Annotated in this window: 28 protein-coding genes and 1 tRNA gene; 20 read left to right on the top strand and 9 right to left on the bottom strand. The window is 31.1% G+C overall.

Features of this window, described 5'->3' with window-relative positions; translation table 11 throughout:
- The first annotated feature begins 3 nt into the window (after positions 1-3).
- Positions 4-444, top strand: a complete 441-nt coding sequence (locus tag BFJ87_RS11590) for a hypothetical protein (protein WP_077404555.1) — start codon at positions 4-6, stop codon at positions 442-444.
- Here BFJ87_RS11590 and murA read toward each other — a convergent pair.
- The 3 genes from murA to BFJ87_RS11605 form a co-directional block, all read right to left on the bottom strand.
- On the bottom strand, positions 441-1,748 hold the full coding sequence (gene murA / locus BFJ87_RS11595) for a UDP-N-acetylglucosamine 1-carboxyvinyltransferase (RefSeq protein WP_077404558.1): 1,308 nt from the start codon (positions 1,746-1,748) through the stop codon (positions 441-443). The two genes, BFJ87_RS11590 and murA, sit on opposite strands and share 4 nt — an antisense overlap.
- Before the next feature lie 15 nt (positions 1,749-1,763).
- Entirely contained in the window at positions 1,764-2,423 is a 660-nt protein-coding gene (locus tag BFJ87_RS11600; RefSeq protein WP_077404562.1) for a DUF4290 domain-containing protein, read from the bottom strand.
- Between the two features lie 103 nt (positions 2,424-2,526).
- Complete coding sequence (locus BFJ87_RS11605; protein ID WP_077404565.1) at positions 2,527-2,814, bottom strand: DUF493 family protein; 288 nt, start codon at positions 2,812-2,814, stop codon at positions 2,527-2,529.
- Positions 2,815-2,909: 95 nt separating this feature from the next.
- On the opposite strand from BFJ87_RS11605, the gene BFJ87_RS11610 reads away from it, so the two are divergent.
- The 5 genes from BFJ87_RS11610 (at position 2,910) to BFJ87_RS11630 (ending at position 7,422) form a co-directional block, all read left to right on the top strand.
- The gene (locus tag BFJ87_RS11610; RefSeq protein ID WP_077404568.1) at positions 2,910-3,452 is read left to right on the top strand and encodes an AAA family ATPase; all 543 of its coding nucleotides are present in this window, start codon (positions 2,910-2,912) and stop codon (positions 3,450-3,452) included.
- On the top strand, positions 3,452-5,350 hold the full coding sequence (locus tag BFJ87_RS11615; RefSeq protein ID WP_077404571.1) for a RecQ family ATP-dependent DNA helicase: 1,899 nt from the start codon (positions 3,452-3,454) through the stop codon (positions 5,348-5,350). The genes BFJ87_RS11610 and BFJ87_RS11615 overlap by 1 nt, the downstream gene beginning before the upstream one ends.
- Before the next feature lies 1 nt (position 5,351).
- Positions 5,352-6,299 (top strand): methionyl-tRNA formyltransferase, encoded by a 948-nt coding sequence (fmt, locus tag BFJ87_RS11620; protein WP_077404574.1) that lies wholly within the window; start codon positions 5,352-5,354, stop codon positions 6,297-6,299.
- A 176-nt stretch (positions 6,300-6,475) separates the two neighbouring features.
- Positions 6,476-6,748, top strand: a complete 273-nt coding sequence (locus tag BFJ87_RS11625; protein ID WP_072302490.1) for an HU family DNA-binding protein — start codon at positions 6,476-6,478, stop codon at positions 6,746-6,748.
- A gap of 113 nt (positions 6,749-6,861) precedes the next feature.
- The gene (locus BFJ87_RS11630) at positions 6,862-7,422 is read left to right on the top strand and encodes a YqgE/AlgH family protein (RefSeq protein WP_077404577.1); all 561 of its coding nucleotides are present in this window, start codon (positions 6,862-6,864) and stop codon (positions 7,420-7,422) included.
- Here the strand turns inward: BFJ87_RS11630 and BFJ87_RS11635 are convergent.
- Positions 7,419-8,264, bottom strand: a complete 846-nt coding sequence (locus tag BFJ87_RS11635) for an aminotransferase class IV (protein WP_077404580.1) — start codon at positions 8,262-8,264, stop codon at positions 7,419-7,421. The genes BFJ87_RS11630 and BFJ87_RS11635 overlap by 4 nt on opposite strands.
- A 55-nt stretch (positions 8,265-8,319) precedes the next feature.
- Positions 8,320-8,703: an START-like domain-containing protein gene (locus tag BFJ87_RS11640; protein WP_077404583.1), complete on the bottom strand. Its 384-nt coding sequence runs from the start codon at positions 8,701-8,703 to the stop codon at positions 8,320-8,322.
- 138 nt (positions 8,704-8,841) lie between these two features.
- Here BFJ87_RS11640 and BFJ87_RS11645 point away from each other — a divergent pair.
- From BFJ87_RS11645 to BFJ87_RS11675, 7 genes are all read left to right on the top strand, one after another.
- Positions 8,842-8,915 (top strand) — tRNA-Met (locus tag BFJ87_RS11645).
- Between the two features lie 127 nt (positions 8,916-9,042).
- Positions 9,043-9,339 carry a thioredoxin gene (gene trxA, locus BFJ87_RS11650; RefSeq protein ID WP_077404586.1) on the top strand — a complete coding sequence of 99 codons (297 nt, stop codon included), beginning with the start codon at positions 9,043-9,045 and terminating at the stop codon, positions 9,337-9,339.
- A complete protein-coding gene (locus tag BFJ87_RS11655; protein ID WP_077404589.1) occupies positions 9,339-9,926 on the top strand; it encodes a class I SAM-dependent methyltransferase in 588 nt (195 codons plus the stop codon). Before trxA ends, BFJ87_RS11655 begins: the two co-directional genes overlap by 1 nt.
- Positions 9,927-10,015: 89 nt before the next feature.
- Positions 10,016-11,347 (top strand): cytochrome ubiquinol oxidase subunit I, encoded by a 1,332-nt coding sequence (locus BFJ87_RS11660; RefSeq protein WP_077404594.1) that lies wholly within the window; start codon positions 10,016-10,018, stop codon positions 11,345-11,347.
- A 2-nt stretch (positions 11,348-11,349) separates the two neighbouring features.
- Positions 11,350-12,426, top strand: a complete 1,077-nt coding sequence (cydB, locus tag BFJ87_RS11665) for a cytochrome d ubiquinol oxidase subunit II (protein ID WP_077404597.1) — start codon at positions 11,350-11,352, stop codon at positions 12,424-12,426.
- Positions 12,427-12,547: 121 nt separating this feature from the next.
- Positions 12,548-13,321, top strand: coding sequence for an XRE family transcriptional regulator (locus BFJ87_RS11670; protein WP_077404600.1), 774 nt, complete (start codon positions 12,548-12,550; stop codon positions 13,319-13,321).
- Positions 13,318-14,661 (top strand): exonuclease domain-containing protein, encoded by a 1,344-nt coding sequence (locus BFJ87_RS11675; RefSeq protein WP_077404604.1) that lies wholly within the window; start codon positions 13,318-13,320, stop codon positions 14,659-14,661. The genes BFJ87_RS11670 and BFJ87_RS11675 overlap by 4 nt, the downstream gene beginning before the upstream one ends.
- 2 nt (positions 14,662-14,663) lie before the next feature.
- Here BFJ87_RS11675 and BFJ87_RS11680 read toward each other — a convergent pair whose 3' ends face one another.
- Positions 14,664-15,050: a YchJ family protein gene (locus BFJ87_RS11680; protein ID WP_077404607.1), complete on the bottom strand. Its 387-nt coding sequence runs from the start codon at positions 15,048-15,050 to the stop codon at positions 14,664-14,666.
- 325 nt (positions 15,051-15,375) lie between these two features.
- Here BFJ87_RS11680 and BFJ87_RS11685 point away from each other — a divergent pair, with 325 nt between their 5' ends.
- Together BFJ87_RS11685 and BFJ87_RS11690 are read left to right on the top strand one after the other, a co-directional pair.
- Entirely contained in the window at positions 15,376-17,670 is a 2,295-nt protein-coding gene (locus tag BFJ87_RS11685) for a PAS domain-containing sensor histidine kinase (protein ID WP_077404610.1), read from the top strand.
- A 5-nt stretch (positions 17,671-17,675) separates the two neighbouring features.
- Positions 17,676-18,080: a response regulator gene (locus tag BFJ87_RS11690; RefSeq protein ID WP_077404613.1), complete on the top strand. Its 405-nt coding sequence runs from the start codon at positions 17,676-17,678 to the stop codon at positions 18,078-18,080.
- 49 nt (positions 18,081-18,129) lie between these two features.
- Here BFJ87_RS11690 and BFJ87_RS11695 read toward each other — a convergent pair whose 3' ends face one another.
- Positions 18,130-19,080: a phosphoribosylaminoimidazolesuccinocarboxamide synthase gene (locus tag BFJ87_RS11695; RefSeq protein WP_077404616.1), complete on the bottom strand. Its 951-nt coding sequence runs from the start codon at positions 19,078-19,080 to the stop codon at positions 18,130-18,132.
- A gap of 9 nt (positions 19,081-19,089) precedes the next feature.
- Complete coding sequence (locus BFJ87_RS11700) at positions 19,090-20,043, bottom strand: PhoH family protein (RefSeq protein WP_077404619.1); 954 nt, start codon at positions 20,041-20,043, stop codon at positions 19,090-19,092.
- Between the two features lie 128 nt (positions 20,044-20,171).
- Between BFJ87_RS11700 and BFJ87_RS11705 the strand changes: the two genes are divergently transcribed.
- The 5 genes from BFJ87_RS11705 to dnaN all read left to right on the top strand — a co-directional run bounded on the left by BFJ87_RS11705 (position 20,172) and on the right by dnaN (position 24,954).
- Entirely contained in the window at positions 20,172-21,002 is an 831-nt protein-coding gene (locus BFJ87_RS11705; RefSeq protein WP_077404622.1) for an SAM hydrolase/SAM-dependent halogenase family protein, read from the top strand.
- Positions 21,003-21,299, top strand: a complete 297-nt coding sequence (locus BFJ87_RS11710) for a putative quinol monooxygenase (protein WP_077404625.1) — start codon at positions 21,003-21,005, stop codon at positions 21,297-21,299.
- A 4-nt stretch (positions 21,300-21,303) separates the two neighbouring features.
- Positions 21,304-22,035 carry a gliding motility-associated ABC transporter permease subunit GldF gene (gene gldF / locus BFJ87_RS11715; RefSeq protein ID WP_077404628.1) on the top strand — a complete coding sequence of 244 codons (732 nt, stop codon included), beginning with the start codon at positions 21,304-21,306 and terminating at the stop codon, positions 22,033-22,035.
- Complete coding sequence (gene gldG / locus BFJ87_RS11720; protein WP_077404631.1) at positions 22,035-23,702, top strand: gliding motility-associated ABC transporter substrate-binding protein GldG; 1,668 nt, start codon at positions 22,035-22,037, stop codon at positions 23,700-23,702. The genes gldF and gldG overlap by 1 nt, the downstream gene beginning before the upstream one ends.
- A gap of 130 nt (positions 23,703-23,832) precedes the next feature.
- Positions 23,833-24,954, top strand: coding sequence for a DNA polymerase III subunit beta (dnaN, locus tag BFJ87_RS11725; protein WP_013622762.1), 1,122 nt, complete (start codon positions 23,833-23,835; stop codon positions 24,952-24,954).
- A 76-nt stretch (positions 24,955-25,030) separates the two neighbouring features.
- Here dnaN and BFJ87_RS16905 read toward each other — a convergent pair whose 3' ends face one another.
- Positions 25,031-25,525 carry a hypothetical protein gene (locus BFJ87_RS16905; RefSeq protein ID WP_077404634.1) on the bottom strand — a complete coding sequence of 165 codons (495 nt, stop codon included), beginning with the start codon at positions 25,523-25,525 and terminating at the stop codon, positions 25,031-25,033.
- Positions 25,526-25,537: the final 12 nt, after the last annotated feature.

Below are 25,537 nucleotides of genomic sequence, written 5' to 3' on the forward strand. Positions count from 1 at the left end.
CAAATGATTGATATTGTAAGACTTATGTTTGAGTTTGGCTCCCTAATTGTTTTTAGCTTGCTCCAAGTTATTATTTACCCATCTTTTAATTATTACTCTAAAGCAGAGCTCATAAAGTGGTACAGAGATAAAAGAGATCAGATATACTTATTTGCCTTACTTTTAGGCCCAGTACACCTTACTTCGGTAATTATACAGTTGGTGCATAAACAAGACCTTTACACTATTACAAGTTCTATTGTTATTTGCGCATTATGGGTACAACATTACGTAATTATAGAAACTAAACACGCAACCATAATAAAAGGTGTTGGATCTTTAGAAAAAGCCAAACAAGCTATAAAAAAAAACAACCTAATAAGAGTAATTATTTTAACACTCTTATTAGGTTGGACAATTTTTAGAACCGTGCAGCGCACAGGGTTTTGGTTAACTACTAATTAAACCCTTGTAATTTTTGCTCCAATAGCTCTTAAACGTTCATCTATATTTTCGTAACCTCTATCTATTTGCTCTATATTGTGTATTGTAGACGTTCCTTTGGCTGATAATGCCGCAATTAATAAAGATACACCTGCTCTAATATCTGGAGATACCATTGTAGTTGCCTTTAAGGTTGATTTAAAATCGTGACCAATAACTGTTGCTCTGTGCGGATCACACAAAATAACTTTGGCTCCCATATCTAATAATTTATCTACAAAAAACAAACGGCTCTCAAACATCTTCTGGTGTATTAACACCTCACCTCTTGCTTGCGTAGCTACAACTAGTATTATACTTAACAAATCTGGAGTTAAACCAGGCCAAGGCGCATCTGCAATAGTTAAAATAGAACCGTCTATGTAATTTTGTATCTCATAACCATCTTTATGTTCTGGTATAAAAATATCATCACCTCTGCGCTCTAAAGTAATTCCTAATTTTCTAAAAACAGTAGGTATTTGCCCTAAATCGTCCCAACTTACATTTTTAATTGTAAGCTCACTTTTGGTCATTGCAGCAAGTCCAATCCAGCTACCAATTTCAATCATATCTGGTAACATTCTGTGTTCTGTACCTCCTAATGCATCTACACCTTCAATAACTAAAAGATTAGAACCAACACCTGTAATTTTTGCTCCCATGCGGTTAAGCATTTTACACAACTGTTGTAAATATGGTTCACAAGCTGCATTATATATTGTTGTAGTACCTTCTGCTAAAACAGCTGCCATTACAATATTAGCTGTACCGGTTACAGAAGCTTCATCTAAAAGCATATATGTGCCCTTTAATTTCTCTGCTTCTACACCGTAAAAATATTCTTCTTTATTATATCTAAATTTTGCCCCTAGGTTAATAAACCCTTCAAAGTGAGTATCTAATCTACGACGGCCAATTTTATCACCTCCTGGCTTAGGAATATATCCCTTACCAAAACGAGCTAATAAAGGGCCAACAAGCATTATAGATCCACGTAAACCACGTCCATCTTCTTTAAATTGGTCAGATTGGAGGTAATCTAAGTTTACATCATCAGCCTTAAATGTATAAGAACCTTTTCCTCTTTTTTGGATTTTTACACCCAAATCTTCCAATAAAGCTATAAGTTTATTTACATCAACTATATCTGGTATATTATTAATTTGCACCTCTTCTGGTGTTAATAAAACCGCACATAATATTTGTAAAGCTTCATTTTTTGCTCCTTGCGGAGTAATATCTCCTTGTAGACGTTGTCCGCCTTCAATTTTAAATGTCCCCATTAAAGACTATATTATTTAGTACCGTTTTTTACCTCGGTTGTTGTTATTTCTCTGATTATTTTTTCCGTTTGTGTACCTTGTATTAGACTTTGCAACTTTATTCTTTAAAAACTGTCCACTATCAGTTAGTGTTTCATTTTTTGCAGCTAAATCAATTCTACCATCACTTAACTCATATAAATGATTAAAAATAGCGCTATCATCCACTACGTCTTTGTTCCAATTAAGGTAACATTTTTTCATATGGTTAGCAATAGCATACTCCAATCCGTCTCTCATATCACCTTTCTCCCATTCTACAGCAACATCTATCATACGTTTAATATTGTTACCATAAAATCTGTACTTCGGAAAATTTTGTGGATACTCTAATGGCTCCGGACGCTCTTGCAACATTTCCTTAGTTGTAATAGGAAAAGGAGATTCTACATCTAGTTTAAAATCTGACATTATAAACAACTGATCCCAAAGCTTGTGCTGAAAATCTGGCACATCCCTAAGGTGAGGCTGCAAATTACCCATAACGCTAATTATAGCTTTAGCCACTTTGTTACGTTCTTCGGCATCTTCTATAGATACTGCGTAGTCTACCATTTTTTGAAAATGACGACCATATTCTGGAATAATGAGCTGGTCTCGCTCAGTATTATACTGTAAGTTTTCTACTAAATTCAAACTAAAAAAGATTTATGCTAATTTATATTCTAAACGTGAAGTTATACGCTTAGGTTCTGCAAAGTACTAAAATAAATAAAACAAACACCATTTATAGGTGGTTTTATAAAGATATTACCCCTTTTATTTTACCAACTTCTTTGTATTTGGCTATTACAGCATCAGGATTTTTTAAATTAACAGTAATTGAAACACTAGTATATTTGCCGTTTTTAGACTTTTTAGACTCTATAACTGCTCCTGTATTATTAAAAACTTCTTCTATTTGTTTAAACTTTTCTACATCTGTAGGAATAATAAATTTATACAGGTAATTAGATGGCCAACTGTTGTTTAACTCTAGCTGCTCTTTTAACCTTGCATAAAATTCTTCTGGATTATCCTTGTTCATACTTTATTTTTTACAAATATAATGTAATACTGTATTTTATACTACTTTTTGTGTCGTTCGTATTTTAGTTATCTTTGTAACATTAATTTAGCATATTGAAACCAAAAAAAATAGTTATTACAGGCGGTCCTAGTACGGGAAAAACAACAGTTATTAATAAAATAGATGCTCTTGGGTATACTTGTTTACACGAAATATCTAGAGATGTAACCCTGGCTGCCAGAGAAGAAGGTATTACACAACTTTTTTTAACAAATCCTTTATTATTTAGTGATAAGTTATTAGAAGGACGTATAAAACAATACCATAGTGCCAGTGCACTAGACAAGGATATTGTTTTTTTAGATAGAGGCGTGCCAGACGTTGTTGCATACCTAAACGGAACTGATATTGTTTACGGTGATAATTACAACCAAGCTTGTACAAACACCAAGTACGATGTAGTATTTATTTTTCCGCCTTGGGAAGAAATTCACTCTAACGACAATGAAAGGTATGAAGATTTTGAAGAGGCAAAAAGATTGCATAATTTGTTAGACAAAACATACAGAGATTTTGGTTATTCCCCTATTATTGTACCTACTGGTACTGTGGAAGAACGAACTAATTTTATATTAAAAACTCTAAATATTAGCTAGTGCAGAAGAGTCCGCAAGATATTTTACAACAATACTGGGGTTATACCAGCTTTAGGGGCTCGCAAGAAAAAATTATTAAAGCAGTTCTAGAACAAAAAGATGTTTTAGCACTTTTACCTACCGGCGGAGGAAAATCTGTTTGCTACCAAATACCTGCTCTTTTACAAGATGGTATTTGCATTGTAGTTTCTCCTTTAATTGCTTTAATTGAAGACCAAGTAAATAGCCTTAAAGAAAAAGGCATAAAAGCACTAGCACTTACCGGAGGTATTTCTTTTGAAGAAGTAAACAACCTGTTAGACAATTGTGTATTTGGCAATTACAAATTTTTGTATTTGTCTCCAGAACGCTTACAGCAAGATTTGGTTAAGGAACGGTTACAGCAAATGAACGTTAACCTAATTGCTATTGATGAAGCTCATTGTATATCTCAATGGGGAAACGACTTTAGACCTGCATACCAAAATTGTAGTGTATTAAGAGACATTTTTCCTATTGTACCTGTTATTGCTTTAACCGCTACCGCTACTAAAAAAGTTGCTTTAGATATTACAGAAAGTCTTCAGTTTAGGAACTCATTAACTATAAAAGACTCTTTTTCTAGAGACAATATTACCTATAAAGTTATATGGACAGAAGATAAGTTATACCAATTAAAACAACTTTGCACACAAATTAACAATAGTGCTATTGTTTATGTTGGAACAAGACGTTTAGCAGAACAAATATCTAACTACTTAAACACAAACGGTTTTACTACTACTTTTTTTCACGGAGGAGTACCTAAAAAGGATAAAAAAACAGTTTTAAACAACTGGCTTAGCAATAAAACTAAAATTATTGTTGCAACAAATGCCTTTGGTATGGGTATAGATAAACCAGATGTACGATTGGTTGTACACTATCAAATACCAGATAGTATAGAAAATTACTACCAAGAAGCTGGTAGAGCTGGCAGAGACCAACAAGAAGCTAACGCTATTTTATTATTAAATAAAGAAGACCAAAACCAAGTAAAACAACAGTTTTTAAGTGTTTTACCTAGTATAGCCTTTTTAAAACTACTCTATAATAAATTAAACAACTATTTTCAAATATCATATGGTGAGGATACACAAGAAACTTTTCAATTAAACTTTAATAATTTTTGCAATACATATCAGCTAAAAGGAATGCTAACTTATAACGCACTAAAAATATTAGATCAGCATTCTATAATTTCTTTAGTAGAAAACTATAATAAGCAAGCCACAGTACAGTTTATAGCCACTAAACCAACACTTAACCAATACTTAAGTACACACCATAAACTTGTTCCTATTATACAAGTACTTTTAAGAACCTATGGTGGTATTTTTGAGTACCCAATAAAAATAAACACATCTTTATTAGCAAAAAAAACTAGTATTAATGAATCTACAATTCTTGATACATTAGATAAGCTTAAAAAAGATGAAATTATTAATTACACCGCTCAAAATAGCGATTTGGAACTTACATTTTTAGTACCAAGAGAGGATGACCAAACCATAAATTCATTCTCTAAAAAAGTAAAAGAATTACAGCAGGTTAAAATAAATAATATAGAAGCAATACTACATTATATTAATAATGATAGAATCTGTAGAAATGTACAACTACTAGCCTATTTTGGTGAAAAAAAGAAAAAATGTGGTAAGTGTGATGTTTGCCTAAGCAAAGGTCCTAGTACTAGCAGTTCTGTTTTAGAACTTATAGCTACAGATATAGTTAAAAAATTACAGAGCTCCACTTTAAGTTCACGAGAATTAATACATTTATTACCTTACAAACAGGAGACCATTATAGAAGCGTTACAACTTTTATTAGAGGATGATAAAATAGATATAAACACAGAAAATAAATATACATTACAATAATATGAGCAATTTACGTATTGTTTTTATGGGCACGCCAGATTTTGCCGTTACCATATTAGATAGTTTAATACAACACAAATACAATGTGGTTGGTGTAATTACTGCTCCAGACAAACCAGCTGGACGTGGTAGAAAAATACATACATCTGCGGTAAAACAATATGCAGAAAAAAATAACCTTAACATATTACAGCCTACTAACTTAAAAAATCCTGCATTTGTAGAACAGTTAAAAGCTCTTGAAGCTAACCTACAAATTGTAGTAGCATTTAGGATGCTCCCTAAAGTTGTATGGCAAATGCCAAAATATGGCACCTTTAACTTACACGCATCTTTATTACCACAATACCGTGGTGCTGCTCCAATTAACTGGGCAATTATAAACGGAGAAACAGAAACAGGCGTTACCACTTTCTTTATTGATGATAAAATAGACACAGGAGAAACTATTCTTTACAAAAAAACAAACATCTCTACCACAGAAAACGCCGGCGTATTACATGACAGGTTAATGCATTTGGGTGCGGATTTAGTTATAGAAACAGTTGCCTTAATTGAAAATGAAAATGTAACTACAAAAAAACAAGAAGATAGTAGCAACTTAAAACTGGCTTACAAAATACATAAAGACACTTGTAAAATAGATTGGACAGCAAACGCTACCAAAACCTATAACCTAATAAGAGGTCTAAGCCCATATCCGGCAGCTTGGACAACCTTATATAACGATAACAGCAAAACAGTTTTAAAAATTTACGCTACAGAATTAATAGAAGAAACACACAGTTTACAACCGGGAAAACTAGTTTTTGATAAAAAAACAATTAAAGTTGCTGTACCTAATGGCTACATAAAACTGTTAGAAATACAACTTTCTGGCAAGAAAAGAATGAAAACAAGCGATGTTTTAAACGGTTTACAATTAAAAGAAACCGCATATTTAGACTAGCTAAGCCAATTTTGAGCATAAAAACACGTAGAAAAAGCCCTACTTTATTAACAAACAGTCTTAGTTATTAACAAAATGATGTATTTCCCTGCAATTTACTTGCGTTAACGTTAAATCCATATAAATTTGTTAGAAGAATATAAGTTATTAAAAACAACAATTAATTTAATTTAATTATGAACAAAACAGAATTAATCGATGCTATGGCAGCTGACGCTGGCATCACTAAAGCAGCAGCAAAAAAAGCATTAGAGTCTTTTTTAGGAAACGTAGAAGGATCACTTAAAAAAGGTGGTAGAGTTTCTTTAGTAGGTTTTGGATCTTGGTCTGTAACTAGAAGAGAGGCAAGAGATGGTAGAAATCCACAGACTGGAAAAACTATTAAAATTGCAGCTAAAAACGTTGTTAAATTTAAAGCAGGTACTGAGTTAAGCAACTCTGTAAACTAAGCTTTACTTTAGTAAAATATAAAAGCGCTTCTACTTGTTAGAAGCGCTTTTTTTTGTGGTAATCTTTTATATCTCATAAAATTTATTTAATTTAATTGAATAAACACCATTATATGCCAATTAACCAACCCCAAAAAGGAAACCTCCTTATAGCAGAACCTTCACTAACAGGTGATGTGTCTTTTAATAGGTCTATAGTATTATTAGCAGAACATAATAATGATGGCTCTGTAGGTTTTATTTTAAACAAACCACTAGAATACACCATTAACGACCTTGTAGATGACATTAAACCTTCTTTTAAAGTATACAACGGAGGTCCCGTAGAACAAGACAATTTATACTTTATACACAAAGTACCAGAACTTATAGAAGGTAGTATAGAAATATCTAATGGTATTTTTTGGGGTGGCGATTTTCAAAAAATAATTGGGCTCATAAACAATAATATCATAACCCAAAAGGACATTCGTTTTTTCTTAGGATATTCTGGTTGGGATTCTATGCAATTAGATTATGAACTAACTTCTAAATCTTGGATTATAGCCACAAACGAATTAAAAAGCGAAATTTTAGAAAAATGCACCAATAATCTTTGGAAAGAAAAAATGGACCAATTAGGTGGTGATTATCTTTTATGGTCTAATGCTCCAGAAAACCCTGCCTTAAATTAAGATAATCTAGCTATTGCATTTAACTTTCCTAGTAAATCTTTTGCAACTGTATTAGAATACTCCTTTTTTCTATATTTTGTAATAGACTGTATACCCGTAATGGCATTAGTTATAAAAAGCTCATCTGCCTTTTGCAATTCAAAAGGAGAAATAGAGTCTTCTTTAAATGTGTAATTATCTAATTTCTCTAAACTAGCAATTAATTTTTTACGTGTAATACCATTTAAACAACCATCCTTTAGTGGTGGTGTTTTTATTGTATTTCCTTTAACTAAAAACAAATTACCATTTAAAGCCTCTACAACTTGTTTTTGGTTATTTAAAAGCAAACAGTTGCTATAGCCATTTTCCTTAGCGTAAATACTTCCTAAAACGTTTATAAGTTTGTTGTTAGACTTTAATGTAGACAATAAACCTGTATTTACATAATGATCTTTAAAAAGTTCTACCTCATAATGCTCATTAGAGTGCACATAAAATGCATTCTCTAACACTTTTGTCTCTATAATAAAACTAACATTATTGGTTTGTGGCAAATACAAACCTCCATTGTTTCTAAAAACCGTAAGTCTTATTCTTAATGCTTCATTTAACAAATTACTAGCTTCAATAGTATTTAAAATTTGCTCTTCTAAATACTCCATTGTAAAGTTCATTGGTATTTCCATACGCAAAATTCGCATAGAAGCCATAAGGCGTAAATAATGATCTTCCCAAAAATAAATTTTTCCATTTACAACACGCATACTTTCAAACAATGAGTCGCCATAACGCAATCCTCTGTTTTCTTCATTTAAAAATAAAGTGTTATTTTCTACTAGTTCTCCATTAAAATTTATCATAAAAAAAAGCCTTGAAAAAAATTCAAGGCCAAAGATATTGTTTATTTCATAATTTCTAGGCAGATCCTAAGACTTGTTTTAAACTAGAAATTTGATTTGTCCATAATAATTTACCTTCCTCTACTTCATCTTCGTCTGCAAAGTCAGAAATAAATAAAGAAACGTCTGATGTAATATCATCTACCTTAATACGAAGTTCAAAATAACAATCGTCATCATCATCCTCCCAAGCAAAACGAATAAATTCGTCGCTTTTTTTCTTTAACAAATTAGCAACTTCTTCAGATCCGTCCCAAATAAATGTAAATTTTTCTCCTCTTGAGTTAACGTTGTCTGCAAACCATTCAGATAAGCCTGATGGTGTAGATATATATTGGTAAAGCATTTGTGGTGAGGACTGTATCACAAACTCTAGTTCATAGTTAATTTTATCGCTCATTCTCGTAATGTTTAGAAAAGGCAATATATATATTTCTTTATGATAATAAAACTAAAACAGCTATAATATTTTTATCAAAATTTATTTTGATAAACAGAAAAAAGATACATATATTTGCACCCGTTAAAAAAAACACCTGGCGAGGTAGCTCAGTTGGTTAGAGCGTCGGATTCATAACCCGGAGGTCACGAGTTCAACTCTCGTTCTCGCTACAACTCTAAAAAGCGATTTAGTTTTCACTAAATCGCTTTTTTTTATAAAAATTTTAAGCTTCATTACTAACGTAATTTTTAGACATATTGTAACTTTATCTCTTACATAACATTATAACTTTTGTGTATGAGCAAATTTTCTGAAATCATAAATAAAGACATCCCTGTTTTAGTAGACTTTTATGCAGAATGGTGTGGCCCTTGTAAAGCAATGAGCCCAATTTTAAAGGATGTAAAAGAAAGTTTAAAGGATCAGGTTTCAATTATTAAAATTGATGTTGACAAAAACCAAACATTAGCCTCTAAATATCAAGTAAAGGGCGTGCCTACTTTAGTGCTTTTTAAAAACGGTAAACAAGTTTGGAGACAGTCTGGAGTGTTACAAAAAAACGAATTACTATCTATTATTACACAAGCTAGCTAATGAACCTTACTGAAGATTATTGGGACAACAGGTATAAAAAAAGCGATATTGGTTGGGATATTGGTGAAATTTCTACACCTTTAAAAAATTATTTTGACCAATTAAAAAATAAAGAAACACGTATTTTAATACCTGGTGGCGGAAATAGTTATGAGGCAGAATACTTACATAACAACAATTTTAAAAATATTTATGTTGTAGATGTTTCTAAAACAGCATTAAATAATTTTAGCACTAGAGTACCAAGTTTTCCTAAAGAACACCTACTCCACTCTAATTTTTTTGATTTAGACATAAAGTTTGATTTAATTATTGAACAAACTTTTTTTTGCGCCATAAACCCTAATTTAAGATCTAAATACGTTTTAAAAGCCTATAATTTACTAAATACAAATGGCAAAGTTGCGGGGTTACTCTTTAACCTACCGTTAAATGATAACGAACCTCCTTTTGGTGGCTCTAAAGAAGAGTATCTTACTTATTTTACTCCATATTTTAAGATTAAAACTATGGAAGAAGCCTACAATTCTATAAAACCTAGAGCAGGGAAAGAATTGTTTTTTATCATTACAAAAAAAGAAAAATAAATACTTTTAATTCTTACACTTATTTGTAATAAATGTTACATAGTTTTTAGCATCTGTGTTGTATTTTTATAGCATAAACTTACAAGCATATGGAGGACATGCTATTTTATGATAGAATGCAATTTGCGTTTACTATCACATTTCATTATTTATTTCCGCAATTAACAATGGGCTTATCCTTAATAATTGTCTATTTTAAATGGAAATTTCTTAGAACAAATACTTTAAAATATAATGAAGCTGCTAAATTTTGGATGAAAATTTTTGCACTTAACTTTGCTATGGGTGTTGTAACTGGTATTCCTATGGAATTTCAGTTTGGCACCAATTGGGCTAAGTTTTCTGAGCTTACAGGTGGTATTATTGGGCAAACCTTAGCTATGGAAGGTATGTTTTCATTTTTTTTAGAATCTTCTTTTTTAGGCCTATTTATTTTTGGTGAAAAACTTTTAGGTCATAAACTGCATTTTGTTACTGGTTTTCTTGTGTTTTTAGGCTCTTGGGCAAGTGGTTATTTAATAATTGCAACGCACTCCTGGATGCAATATCCTGTTGGGTATGAAATTTTAGAAAATGGTAAGTTTGTTTTAAATAATTTTGGCGCGCTTTTTTCTAACCCGTGGTTGTTACCTTCATACCTACATAACCAAGCGGCATCATTAGTAACATCTTCTTTTGTAGTTGCTGCTATAGGTGCTTTCTATCTATTAAATAATAAACACAATGAATTTGGTAAGTTATTTTTAAAAACTGGTGTTATTTTTGGCTTAATATCTAGCCTATTGGTAGCTTTCCCAACAGGAGATTTAGTTGCAAAAAATGTGGCTAAACACCAGCCTGTTACTTTTGCCGCTATGGAAGGTATTTTTGAAACCGAAAAAGGTGGCTCCGAAATTGTTCTTATTGGACAACCCAATATGCTTGAAAAAAAATTAGACAATAAAATTGCGGTACCCAACATATTAAGCTTTTTAACATACCAAGACTGGAATGCAGAAATTAAGGGATTAAATGAGTTTAGTAAAGACTTGCACCCTACAAACATACCTAGCTTATATTATGCTTACCATATTATGGTAGGGTTAGGCACAATTTTTATTGGTTTAATGTTAGTTGCTGTTGTACAATTATTTCGTAAAAAACTTTACAAAACTAAATGGGTATTATGGTCTATAATGTTTATGTTGCCGTTTCCTTACATTGCCAATACAACAGGCTGGTACACTGCTGAATTAGGTAGGCAACCTTGGCTTGTATACAATTTATTACGTACCGCAGATGGGGCTTCGCCAACAGTTTCATCTGGTAATACACTTTTTACATTATTAGGCTTTATTGGCCTATACTTACTACTTGGCTTGCTATTTTTAATGCTTGCAGGAAAAATTATAAATAAAGGTCCACAACTAAACAACCACTAATTATGGAACTATTTTGGTATATAATACTAATGACAATGCTTGCCATTTATGTAATTTTAGATGGTTATGATTTTGGGGCAGGAATTATACATTTATTTTTTGCAAAAAAAGAAAAGGATAAAAAAGCAATAACTAATGCAATAGGTCCTTTTTGGGATGCTAATGAGGTATGGCTAATTGCCTCTGGTGGTGTTTTATTTTTTGCTTTCCCTACTTTGTATGCGTCGTCATTTAGTGGGTTTTATTTGCCATTAATTATAATTTTATGGTTGCTTATTTTTAGAGCCATAGGACTAGAACTTCGGGGACAAATACACAATAAAATATGGGAAACTATATGGGATAAGGCTTTTGGAATTGCAAGTTTACTATTAGCACTTTTTTTTGGTGTAGCATTGGGTAATGTTGTTAGAGGCGTAAATTTAGGCAATGTTGTAGATGGTGTTTCTACGCATGAAGCACACTATTTCTTTTTACCATTATGGAACCCTAGTTTTAGTCCGCACGCAGAACAACTAGGTATTATAGATTGGTTCACCCTGCTTTTAGGTATTATTGGTGTAGTTGCGCTTACAATACACGGTGCAAACTGGATTATATTTAAAACTAATTCTGATATCAATGAAAAACTAAAAAAAGTAGTTTTTAATTTAAATATAGTTTTACTTGCATTAGTAATTATATCCATATCTGTATGGCACATTATAGAGCCAGATCCTTTTCATAATTTTATAGACAAACCTTTGTTATGCATATTTCCTTTAATAGCTTTTATTGGCCTATTTGGTTTATTTAAGGTAAAACATTTTAAAAAGCATGGAATGGGATTTGTATTTTCTACGTTGTTTTTATTTGGAGGATTAACATCTACTGTAGCTTCAATATTTCCCAAGGTTTTGCCATCTACAAATAATATAAATCCAGATTTAACTTTATATAATGTTGCAGCAGATGAATACGGACTTTCTGTAGGTGTTCACTGGTTTGCAATTGCTGCCGTACTAGTTGCAATTTATATGGTTATACAATACAAAGTTTTTAAAGGTAAAATGGATGATGTTGGCTACGGAGAACATTAAAAAACAAAATTATATAAGCCATTAAAAATCAAACAACTAAAATAATTTAACTATAAATAAACTTTTTTAGCTTACAATTTAGCTACAATTAATTGCATTTATTGTTTACATTTGTAGCATTATGATTTTTATTGCTACAAATATTCGCCATTTAAGAAGCTTAAAAGGTGCTACACAAGAGGGTTTAGCTAAAGATTTAGGTATAACAAGGGCCCGTGTAAGTTCTTATGAAGAAGGTCGTTCTGCTCCTACTATTGAAACTCTTATACAATTGTCTGACTATTTTAAGTTACCTATAGATGTCTTGGTACGTAATGATCTAAGCAAAGCTACAGACGCATCTTTTATAGAAATTGGCAACCAACGTGTACTTTTTCCTATACAAGTAGATGATAGCAATGAAAATTTAATAGAAATTGTACCTGTTGCCGCTTCTGCTGGTTATTTAGCTGGCTATGATGATCCCGAGTATATAGAGCAATTATCTAAAATTAAGCTTCCTTTTTTACCCACAGGTAAACACAGAGCTTTTCCTATTAAGGGCGACTCTATGTTGCCTATGAAAAATGGCGCATTTGTAATTGGCAAATTTATAGAAGACAGAAGAGATATTACCAGTGGCAAAACATATGTTTTAGTTACACTTAATGATGGTATGGTTTACAAAAGAGTCTATAATCAAATTGAAAAAAACAATACTCTAAAATTAGTATCAGACAACAACGCATATGAGCCTTATGAAGTAGCTATTGATGAAGTGTTAGAGATTTGGGAATTTACCTGTAGTATTAACACTCAAGAATATACAGAAGAAGAGCTTAAAATAAGTAGCATAATTACAATGTTTAATACACTTGGTGTAGAGTTAAAAGCATTAGAAAAATCTTTAAAATGATGTACACAATTATTGATGTAGAAACTACCGGCCAAACTAATAAAATTACCGAAATTTCTATATTTAAGTTTAATGGAGATAAGGTTGTAGATGAGTTTACGTCTTTAGTAAATCCAGAAGATGTAATTCCTTATTACATAACTACACTAACAGGTATAGACAACGCAATGGTTGCAAATGCTCCTACCTTTGCAGAAATTGCCCAACAAGTATTAGATATTACAGAAGACACCATATTTGTGGCTCATAATGTTAATTTTGATTATAATGTTATTCGTAACGAGTTTAAAGCTGTAGACAAGGATTTTAGAAGAAAGAAGTTATGTACTGTTAGGCTATCCAGGAAATTATTAGCCGGTCACAAATCCTTCAGCCTAGGTAAATTATGTAAAGACTTAAACATAACCATAGAAGGCAGACACAGAGCTAGAGGTGATGCTGAAGCTACTGTAACTTTATTTAAAATTTTATTGCAACAAGAAAATGCTACAACCGTTTTTAATAGTTTTTTAAAAAAGACATCTAAAGAAGGGACACTTCCATCTCACCTTCCAACAGAGGTTTTTAATAAGTTACCTAATACTCCTGGTATTTACTATTTTAAAAATAAAAAAGGGAAAATTATATACATAGGTAAAGCTGTTGATTTAAAAAAAAGGGTCCTATCTCATTTTTACAGTAAAACACAAAAGGCTTTAGATATGTGTAGAGAAACAGCAGATATAGACTTTGAGCTATCTGGCAGTGAACTTATTGCATTACTTATGGAGGATGCCGCTATAAAACAACATTATCCCGAGTATAACCAATTAGCCAAAAGAAATTTAAAAAACTATGCTATTTTTTGCTATACAGATCGTAAAGGTATAATACATTTAGCTTATAATACACTAAAAAATAGCCCTAACCCTTTAAAAGTTTTTTCTAACGTAAGGCAATGCAGAGCTTATGTAGAAGAACTATGTTTTTTATTCAATTTATGTCCTAAATATTGCCATTTACAAGAAGGCGTACAAGCCTGTAACCACCATAAAATTAGTGCTTGCAACGGTATTTGCAGAGAAAATGAAACTCCTGAAGAATATAATATAAAAGTTAATAATGCAATACAACATATACATAAAATAGCAAAAATAGAAGTCTATAAAGAAAAAGGAAGAACAGAAGATGAAGAAGCTTTTGTGTTATTAAAAAACGGCACTTATATGGGCTATGGATTTATAAATAATACTGAAATTATAACAAGTAATGAACAACTAGAAAACTACTTAATTCCTCAAAAAGATAATTTAGATATTCAGAAAATATTACGTAGTGTAAAACACAAAAAAATAGCATAAAACTACCTACCATCTACGTACACCCAATGCCCATTTTCTTTACAAAAATTAGACTTTTCGTGTAAAATAATAATGCTAGAATCCTCCATATAATATGCTTTAAACTCTACTATTCCTGTAGCATCTGTTTTAGTACCTTTCTCTAAATCTAACACAGACAATTTTATCCAATGCACAGAGTTTGCCCACTCTTTAATTTCATTTTGTTCTCTTTTTTTAGGCCTTGTTTTACTGTAATGACTCCTATTTAAATAATCAATATTAGCTAACACAAATGCACTATATCTAGAACGCATTAACTGTTCTGCGGTTTCTACTTTTGTTATATCTAAATGGGCTTTTTTACAACAATTCTCATAAAGTTGCGTAGGAGAACAAGGGCATTGCATAATTTTTGGAGTATTAAAAGTAAATAGCTGATAATTAAGCCCTAAAATAACAAATAGTTTTTATATTTTTAATTATCATTATACTTTTTTTATTAATATGATAATAGAAAATAGTGCAATTATAGTTTTAATGGAACATAAAAATAGATGTATAATATGTAAAATAAACTAATAAATTACAATGTGTTTTATCGAAAAAACATAAAAAGAAAAACATTTATTAGATACAATAAGTGTTAATTTCATTAAAATAGCTATTTTTAGAATATTGAATCTCCCCAAAGGAATAGCAATAACGCTTAAAAAGTTTATAAATTAATTTAAAATGCATAAGGCAATTGAAGAAAACCCTAAAATTAAAAATACGCTAGAACGTATTAATAATGTGGCGCGTATTGGTATTTGGGAACTAAACTTAACCACAAAAGATTATACTTTAGATAAAATTACTAGTGATATTTTAGATTTAAAAAATAGAAATAAAATAAACTTAAAGGAAACCATTACTCTTTTTAAAGACAAAGTTCATAGAAAAAATATAAAAGAGTGTATGACTAACCTTATTAATAATGGTGATAGTTTTGATGAAGAAGTTGCTTTAGAAACCATAACAGGAAAAAAAATATGGGCACGTAAAATTGGACTTGCAGATAAAGAAAATGGAATTATTACCCGTGTCTACGGAATTTTTCAGGAAATTACCGAAATAAAAAAAACAGAAACCCAACTACACTCCGTAAATAGTGAGTTAAAGTCTATAATAAACTCCAGTGCAGTTTCTATTGTTTCTATAGATAAACAAGGAGATGTGATGCAGTTTAATTCTGGAGCAGAAAAACTTTTAGGGTTCTCAGCAGAAGAAGTTATTGGTAATTTACCCCCAACATCTATTTTATTGAAAGATGAATTAGCAAGTTTCAGTAAAGAATTTGCATCTAAATTTAACAAAGAACATATACAAAATTTTAACCCTTTTTATGAATTGGGTTTACAAGATATTAAAGATACTAGAGAGTGGACATTTCGGAAAAAAAATGGAACTCTTTTTCCTGTAGAACTATCATTAACCCCATTAAAAAATGATTTAGATGAATACTTAGGCATTTTAGGCATTTTTTATGATATAACAGACCGCAAAAAAGCAGAAGCAGAACTACTTAAAAAAAATCAGCTTTTAAATTACGCAGAACAAATTACTATGATGGGTAATTGGAGCTGGAATATGATTAGTAATGAAATTATTTGGTCTGCAAATATGTATAATATTTTTGGTAGAGACCCTAAAATATTAAAAAAGGTAACTTTTGACACTTATTTTAATCATATACATCCTGAAGACCGTAAAGAAGTATCTAATTTTATTGAGATAACAGTAAAAGAAGATAAGTTTACAGATGTTTTACACCGTATTGTATTAGAAGATGGCACCACTAAAACAGTACACTTATTAGGAGAACTTATTACCAATGAGCTGGGAGAACCTATAGAAATGATTGGTACCTGCCAAGATGTAACGCAGTTACGTATGGCCGAAATAAAATTTAGAGGCTTACTAGAGTCTGCTCCAGACGCAATGTTAATTGTAGATGAAGAAGGTACTATACAAATTAGCAATAAACAAGCAGAAAAGTTATTTGGTTATCCTTCTATAGATCTAAAAAATAAACCTGTAGAACTTCTTATACCAGAGAAGTTTATGCATACATACAAAAGTAACAACAATAATTTTTTTACTAATATTAAAACGAGTGAAACTGAAAAAAGTAAAGAATTGTATGCGTTACACAAAAATGGCGAAAAAATACCTATACAAATAAGCTTGTCTCCGCTAGAAACAGAAGAAGGATTACTTATTTCTGTTGCTATAAGAGATATTACAGAACAAAAACACTCCGAATATAAAATATTAAAAGCAAAAGAGAGATTAGAAGTCCTAACAGATAACTTACTTAATAAAAACAGACAATTAGCAGATTTTGCACATATTACATCTCATAATTTAAGAGCTCCTGTTAGCAATTTAAATTCACTTTTAGGTTTTTATAATAGTGCTACTGATGAGGAGGATAAAGCTGAAATATTTGGCAAGTTTGAAATTGTTATTGGTCATTTAACTGAAACTTTAGACACACTTGTAGAGGCATTAAAAACCTCTAATGGAGCTCCTACAGAATTAAAAAAATTAAATTTTGAAGATATTTTAAATAAAACTAAAGAAATTTTAACTGGTGAAATAGAAGCGACAAATGCAACAATAATTAGCGATTTTTCATTGGTAGATAGTGTATTGTACAGTAAATTATATTTAGAGAGTATTTTTTTAAATTTAATGAGTAATGCTCTTAAATACAAATCTCCAGACAGAGACCCTGTTATAGAGCTAAAAACAACATTAATAAAAAACAGAATAACCTTAACCGTAAAGGATAATGGCTTAGGGATAGACTTGGAAAAACACGGACATAAGCTTTTTGGTTTAAACAAAGTTTTTCATAGACACCCACAAGCAAAAGGTATAGGTTTATTTATGACCAAAGTACAAATAGAATCTCTTGGAGGCACAATTAGTGCCAAAAGCCAAGTAAATGAAGGAACGACCTTTATAGTAACCCTAAACTAAAAATTATGAAAAACCATTTTAACGTATGTATTATTGATGATGATGATATCTATCAGTTTACAATAGTAAAAACAATAAAAGCCCTAGGCTTAGCAAAAAAAATTATGGTTTTTTCTGATGGTGAAGAAGCAAAGGATTTTATGTTAGATAATATTAAAAATAATTATGAACTACCCGATGTTATTTTCTTAGATAACAATATGCCTATTATGGATGGTTTTCAATTTATGGAAGAATATACAAAGTTTAAACCTCAGTTAGATAAAAAAATAACGGTTTATATGGTATCTTCATCTGTAGACCCTGTAGATATAGAGCGTGCTAATAATGTATCAGAAATTAATGGTTATATAATTAAACCAATAAAACCCGGACAATTAAAGTCTATTATAGAAAATTTAAATGCTTAAAAAGAAAAAAGACCGCAAAATAGCGGTCTTTTTAAACTTGTTACTTAAATTAAAGTGTTTGTAAACAATGTAAAACATTGTTCTCTATTCTTGCTTGTATATTGGTTATATCTGCTTTTACAAAAGTTTCTCCTGTAATATTTTCATACAACTCTATATATCTTTCAGATACAGATGCAATATACTCATCTGTCATTTCTGGTAGTGTTTGCCCTTCTAACCCCTGAAAATTGTTGCTTATTAGCCATTGGCGCACAAACTCTTTAGATAATTGTTTTTGTGGCTCTCCTTTTTCTTGTCGCTCTTCATAACCATCTGCATAAAAGTAACGTGAAGAATCTGGTGTGTGTATTTCATCAATTAATACAATTTTACCGTCTTTAGTTTTACCAAATTCATACTTAGTATCTACTAAAATTAAACCACGTTTAGCTGCAATTTCTGTTCCTCTTTTAAATAAAGCAAAAGTGTAATCTTCTAACTGCTTATAATCGGTTTCAGAAACTATACCTCGTTTTATAATATCTTCTCTAGAAATATCCTCGTCGTGGTCTCCCATTTCAGCTTTAGTAGCTGGTGTTATAATAGGCGTAGGAAACTTATCATTCTCCTTTAAACCTCCTGGCATAGGCACACCACAAAGCATTCTTTTTCCTGCTTTGTATTCTCTAGCTGCGTGTCCAGACATATACCCACGTATCACCATTTCTACCTTAAAAGGCTCACAAGCGTGACCAATAGCTACGTTTGCATCTGGTGTTTTTAATAACCAATTAGGAACAATATCCGCAGTATCATTCATCATTTTTGTAGCTATCTGGTTTAGTATTTGCCCTTTGTATGGTATTCCTTTAGGCATAACTACGTCAAAAGCAGAAAGTCTGTCTGTTGCTACCATTACCATAATATCATCCTCTAAACGATATACTTCTCTAACCTTACCTTTGTAAACGTCTACTTGTTTAGGAAATTTAAAATTGGTATCTGTAATTGTATTCATTAGTACATTTTAATTTTGATGCTCTATATTTTTATATGCTTCTATTACCTTTTTAACTAATTTGTGTCTTACAACATCTTTATCATCTAGATAAATAATTTTTATACCATCTACATTAGCAAGCACTAAAAGAGCTTCTTTTAAACCAGAAATTACCCTTCGTGGTAAATCTATTTGTCCTGGATCTCCTGTTAATAAAAATTTTGCGTTTTTACCCATACGTGTTAAAAACATTTTCATTTGGGCATGCGTAGTATTTTGTGCTTCATCTAAAATAACAAAAGCATTATCTAACGTTCTACCACGCATAAATGCCATTGGTGCAATTTGTATGGTTCCGTTTTCTATGTAATGTGCTAATTTTTCAGCGGGAATCATATCACGCAAAGCATCATACAACGGTTGCATATAAGGATCTAGTTTTTCTTTTAAATCTCCTGGTAAAAAACCTAAATTTTCTCCTGCTTCTACCGCTGGTCTAGTTAAAATAATACGTCTTACCTGCTTTTCTTTTAAAGCTTTTACAGCCAAAGCAACACCAGTATATGTTTTACCTGTACCTGCAGGGCCAATAGCAAAAACCATATCATTATTGGTTGCCGCCTCTACCAATTTACGTTGGTTAGCTGTTTGTGCTTTAATAAGCCTACCACTAACACCGTGTACTAAAACGTCTCCACTACTCTGTTTTGTAGCGTAATCTTCTTGGCTATTACTAGTAAAAACCCTTTCAATTACATTTTCGTCTATTTTATTGTACTTAGCAAAATGGGTCATAAGCATATCTAAACGCTTATCAAATTCTTCTAAATGCTCATCATCTCCGTAAGCTTTAATTTTGCTGCCACGAGCAACAATTTTTAGTTTTGGAAAGTATTTTTTCAATAAATCTATATGCGCATTTTGATGCCCAAAAAATTCTCTAGGACTTATTTCTGTGAGTTCAATTATGATTTCGTTCAAATGAAAAAATGTATTAAAAGGTTAGGACGTAAATATAAATTTTAGTTGGCTATTTTTTTATGTAATTTTGTATAACAAATTTAATCAAAATCACTTCACCACGGCAAAAAACATATCAACAGTCATAAATGACAATACTAACACTAACTACTGATTTTGGATACAAAGACCATTTTGTTGGCGCACTAAAAGGAGCAATCTTCAGCGAAATTGAAAATGCAACTATTGTTGATATATCACACAGCATAAATCCGTTTAACATACAGGAATGTGCCTATATTCTTAAAAACTCATACAAAACGTTTCCTAAGGGCACAGTGCATATTGTAGGTGTAGATGCCGAGCTTACCAAAGAAAATGAACATATTATTACTTATGTTGATGGGCATTATTTTATAAGTGCTAACAACGGCGTTGTTTGTTTAATAACTTCTGAGGTTAAGCCAGAAAAAATAGTTTCAATTAATATACCAGATACCAAAGATGGGTCTTTCCCTACTTATGATGTTTTTATAAAAGCTGCTTGCCATTTGGTTCGTGGCGGTAAAATGGAAGTTGTTGGCAGACCCTTTAACAATTTAAAAACTTTTAAAGATTTTGTGCCGCAACTTATAGATGGTGGTAAAACCATAATTGGCAACATTGTTTATATAGATAATTACGGTAATGTTGTTAGTAATATTCAAAAAAACTTGTTTGAAGCTTATAAAAATGGAAGAGATTATGAAGTTAGGGTACGTGGTAAAGTACTAAAAACCATACATAACAAGTATAGTGATATTATTAATTTTGATGCAGAAAAAAATAAACGAAATGGGCCTGGAGATTTATTGGCGTTATTTAACTCATCTCAGTTTTTAGAATTAGCTATTTACAAAAGTAATTTAACAACTGTTGGTGGTGCATCTACCTTATTAGGACTAGATTATAGAGATACCATAACCATTAATTTTTTATAAATGATAGTACGCATTGTAAAATTGACGTTTAAAACTGAAAATATTGTTAGCTTTGAAGATATATTTAACCAGTCTAAACATTTAATTAGAAATTTTGATGGTTGTAACTTTTTAGAGCTATACCAAGACAAAAATAATCCTGCTATATTTTTTACCTATAGTTATTGGGATAATGAAGATGCTTTAGAAGCTTACAGACACTCAGATTTATTTACAGGTGTTTGGGCAAAAACTAAAATACTATTTGCAGCTAAACCACAAGCTTGGACTGTAAATAAAAACGAAACTTTAAATTAATTAGATGTACGCCATTTACAAACGAGAAATTCAATCGTTTTTTACGTCGCCAATTGGCTATATGGTCATTGGCTTATTTTTAATATTTTGCGGCCTATTTTTATGGGTTTTTAAAGGAGAATACAATATTTTTGATTATGGTTTTGCAGACCTAAGTAACTTCTTTTTTCTTGTTCCTTGGATATTTTTATTTTTAATACCAGCTATAACTATGAAAAGTTTTTCTGAGGAACGTAAAACAGGAACCTTAGAACTACTATTTATTAAACCAATATCTTTATGGCAAACCGTTATTGGTAAGTTTTTAGGTACACTTACCCTTGTAATTATAGCTATTATACCTACCTTTTTATATGTTTACTCCTTGTCTCAGCTTGGGCAAACTATAGGAAATATAGATATGGGAGTAGTTTTTGGCTCTTATTTTGGACTCTTATTTTTAATGGCAAGCTACACTGCTATTGGTATTTTTGCATCTACCTTATCACAAAACCAAATTGTAGCATTTTTACTGGCTTTAATTCTTTGTTTTGCCTGCTTTTACGGTTTTCAAGGTATTAGTACATTGTTTACAGACGGTAGCACAGCTGTTACAATAGCGTCTTTAGGAATGAAAGCACATTTTGAAAGTATAGCACGCGGTGTTATAGACACAAGAGATTTGGTATATTTTATTAGTGTAACCGTGTTTTTTTTGTTTTTAACTGTTGTTCAACTTAAAAATTTAAACCAATAATGAAAAAGATACTTACCTCCGTAGCTATTGGTTTTATTGCCCTAATAATACTTAATACAATATCTAACTATGTTTATTCAAGAATAGATGTTACTGAAGATAGCAGATACACCTTATCTAATGCAGCACTACAAACTGTACAAGATTTTACCAACCCAGTTATTATTGATGTTCTTTTAGAGGGACAATTGCCAGGTGAATTTGTAAAACTACAGTCTGAAACAAAACAAATTTTAGAAGAATTTAAAGCTGAAAATAGCAATATTAAATTTAACTTTATTAATCCTTTAGAAACTACAGGCACTTCTGAAAATGCTATTGCAGAAATGCAAAAACTGGGCTTAACACCTGCCAATGTTACTGTAGAGGAAAACGGTAAAGTGTCTCAGGAATTTGTTTTTCCTTGGGCTATGGTTAACTACAACAATAAAACTGTAAAGGTTGCCCTGCTTAAAAATAAGCTAGGTGCTACAACAGAAGAACGCGTAACCAACTCTATACAACATTTAGAGTATTCTTTTGCAGATGCTTTTAGTAAGTTAAGTATTAAGCAAAAAAAGAGAATAGCAGTATTAAAAGGTAATGGTGAGTTGCAAGATATTTACCTTGCAGACTACCTGTCTACCATTAAAGAATATTATAACATTGGAGCTTTTACCTTAGATTCTGTTGCTACCAATCCAGAGAAAACATTAGCCCAATTACAGGAATATGACCTTGCTTTAATTGCTAAACCAACAGAACCATTTACAGATAAAGAAAAATATGTGTTAGACCAATATATTGTAAATGGCGGAAAATCTATGTGGCTTATAGATAATGTTAGTATGGAGCTAGATAGTTTGTTTAATAATGAAGGTAAATCTTTAGCTTTTCCTAGAGATTTAAACTTAAAAGATTTCTTTTTTAAATATGGTTTACGTGTAAATCCTGTTTTAATAAAAGATATATATGCTACACAAATTGTTTTAGCCCAAGGAGATGGCAATAACTCCCAATACAACCCAGTGCCGTGGCCATTTAATCCTATGGTATTTTCTAGAAACGACCACCCAATTAACAACAATTTAGAAGCTTTACGTTTTCAGTTTGCAAACAGTATAGATGTTTTAAATAATAACAATTATAAAAAACATATTTTATACTATAGTTCTCCCTTATCTACAGTTGTTGGCGCTCCAAATATTATTAGCTTAGATTTGGTTAACAAAGCTCCAAACAAGGAAGAATATAACAATGGTAACAAGCCTTTAGCTGTGCTGGTAGAAGGCAAATTTAAATCTGTTTATAACAACCGCGTAAAACCATTTGCGCTAAAAAACAACAAAGAAGTTGGTACAAACAATAAAATGTTGGTTATTGCAGATGGTGATGTAGTAAAAAACCAAATAAGCAAAGGAAAGCCTTTACAACTTGGTTATGATAAGTGGACAAATAATGCTTACGGGAACAAAGATTTTATGGTAAACAGCATAAATTACTTGTTAGATGATAGTGGACTTATAAACATCCGAACAAAAAAAGTTGCAATTCCTTTCTTAGATAAAGAAAAAATTGTAGCTCAAAAAACCAAGTGGCAACTTATAAACATAGCATTACCAGTGGTTTTAACACTACTATTTGGTTTGCTTTTTAATTATTACAGAAAACATAAATACGGTAAATAAGTGTTAATAAGTTTGTTTTCGTTAAAAGCACAATTAAAATATCTTTGTTTCAAGGATTTTTTAAATTTTATTGAAAAATACTTAAAGGCATTTGAGAGCCTAACCATAAATGAAGAAAATTATATAGCTGATGAAATTTATAGTATCTAGTACTTATTTGCTAAAGCAATTACAAGTTTTAGGCGGTGTTATTAATAACAGTAACACATTGCCAATTTTAGATAATTTTTTGTTTGAATTAAAGCAAAACAGTCTTACTGTTTCTGCCTCAGATTTAGAAACCACAATGAGTTCTGTATTAGAGGTAGATTCTGATAATGAAGGTACAATTGCTTTGCCAGCAAAATTATTATTAGAAACGCTTAAAACCTTTCCTGAACAACCATTAACTTTTGTTGTTGAGGAAAATAATACAGTAGAAATTAGTAGTAACCACGGTAAATATGCATTAGCATACGTAGATGGCGCAGAATTTCCTAACGCTGTAGAATTATCTAACCCAAGTACTACAACTATTTTAGGTGATATTTTAGCTACTGCAATTAACAAAACAATTTTTGCTGCTGGTAATGACGACCTAAGACCAGTTATGAGTGGTGTATTTTTTCAATTTTCTCCAGAAAATTTAACGTTTGTAGCTACAGATGCTCACAAACTTGTAAAATACCAACGTACAGATGTTACTGCATCTCAGGTAGCAGAATTTATAATGCCTAAAAAACCTTTAACTTTATTAAAAGGTATACTTGGTGGTAGTGAAAATGATGTTACTATAGAATACAACGAGAGTAATGCTAAATTTACTTTTGACAATACAGAACTAATATGTAGACTAATAGATGGTAAATACCCTAACTATGAAGCGGTAATACCAAAAGAGAATCCAAATGTATTAAGTATTTCTAGAACTCAGCTTTTAAGTTCTGTAAGGCGTGTATCTATTTTCTCTAACAAAACTACGCACCAAATACGTTTAAAAGTAGCTGGTGCAGAGTTAAATATATCTGCAGAAGATATAGATTACAGTAACAAAGCAGAAGAACGCTTAACATGTTCTTACCAAGGAGATGATATGCAAATAGGATTTAACTCTAGATTTTTAGTAGAAATGCTAGGTAACTTAAGTTCTGATGATGTTTCTTTAGAAATGAGTTTACCAAATAGAGCTGGTATTTTAACTCCTATTGATGGTGTAGATGAAGGTGAACACGTAACAATGTTAGTAATGCCTGTTATGCTTAATAACGCATAATTTAAAATACCCAACACAAAAAACCAAAAAAGAGGACGTAATGTCCTCTTTTTTTATTCTTAAAATTAAAACTTAACTATTGCTTACGCTCTAATTTATTAAGTTTTACATTTTCTTTTACCAACTTAAGCTTTTGCTTTGCAATAGAAGATTTAAGCTTTTCTGTTGCTACAGGAGATAATTTACCAGCAGCTGTGTCTAATGACAATTTATTTTCTAGCTTCGTAATTTTTCTCTCTACTTTAGAAACGTTTCTTTCTTGCTTTGCAATAGCGCTTTTAAGTTTTGCTGCTTTTTTAGCCTCTTTTTCTTTCTTTTTAATTTCTTTGGCTTCTTTTTTAGCTTTTTTCTCTGCTGCTTTTTGCTCTTTTTCTAATTTTTTAGCTTCTTTTTCTGCTAATTTAGCTGCTTCCTCTGCTTTGGCTGCTGCTTCTAATTTAGCGTTCTCTTCTGCTTTTAATACCTCTTCTGTAGTTTTTGCATTTTCTACTTTCTCTGTTTCTTGCTCTTGTGCAAATAAACTTGTTGCGCTAAACGCTAATAGCATTCCTGCTAATACAATCTTCTTCATAATTTAAATTAT

This window comes from Cellulophaga omnivescoria, from assembly GCF_001999725.1.
Lineage (GTDB): Bacteria > Bacteroidota > Bacteroidia > Flavobacteriales > Flavobacteriaceae > Cellulophaga > Cellulophaga omnivescoria.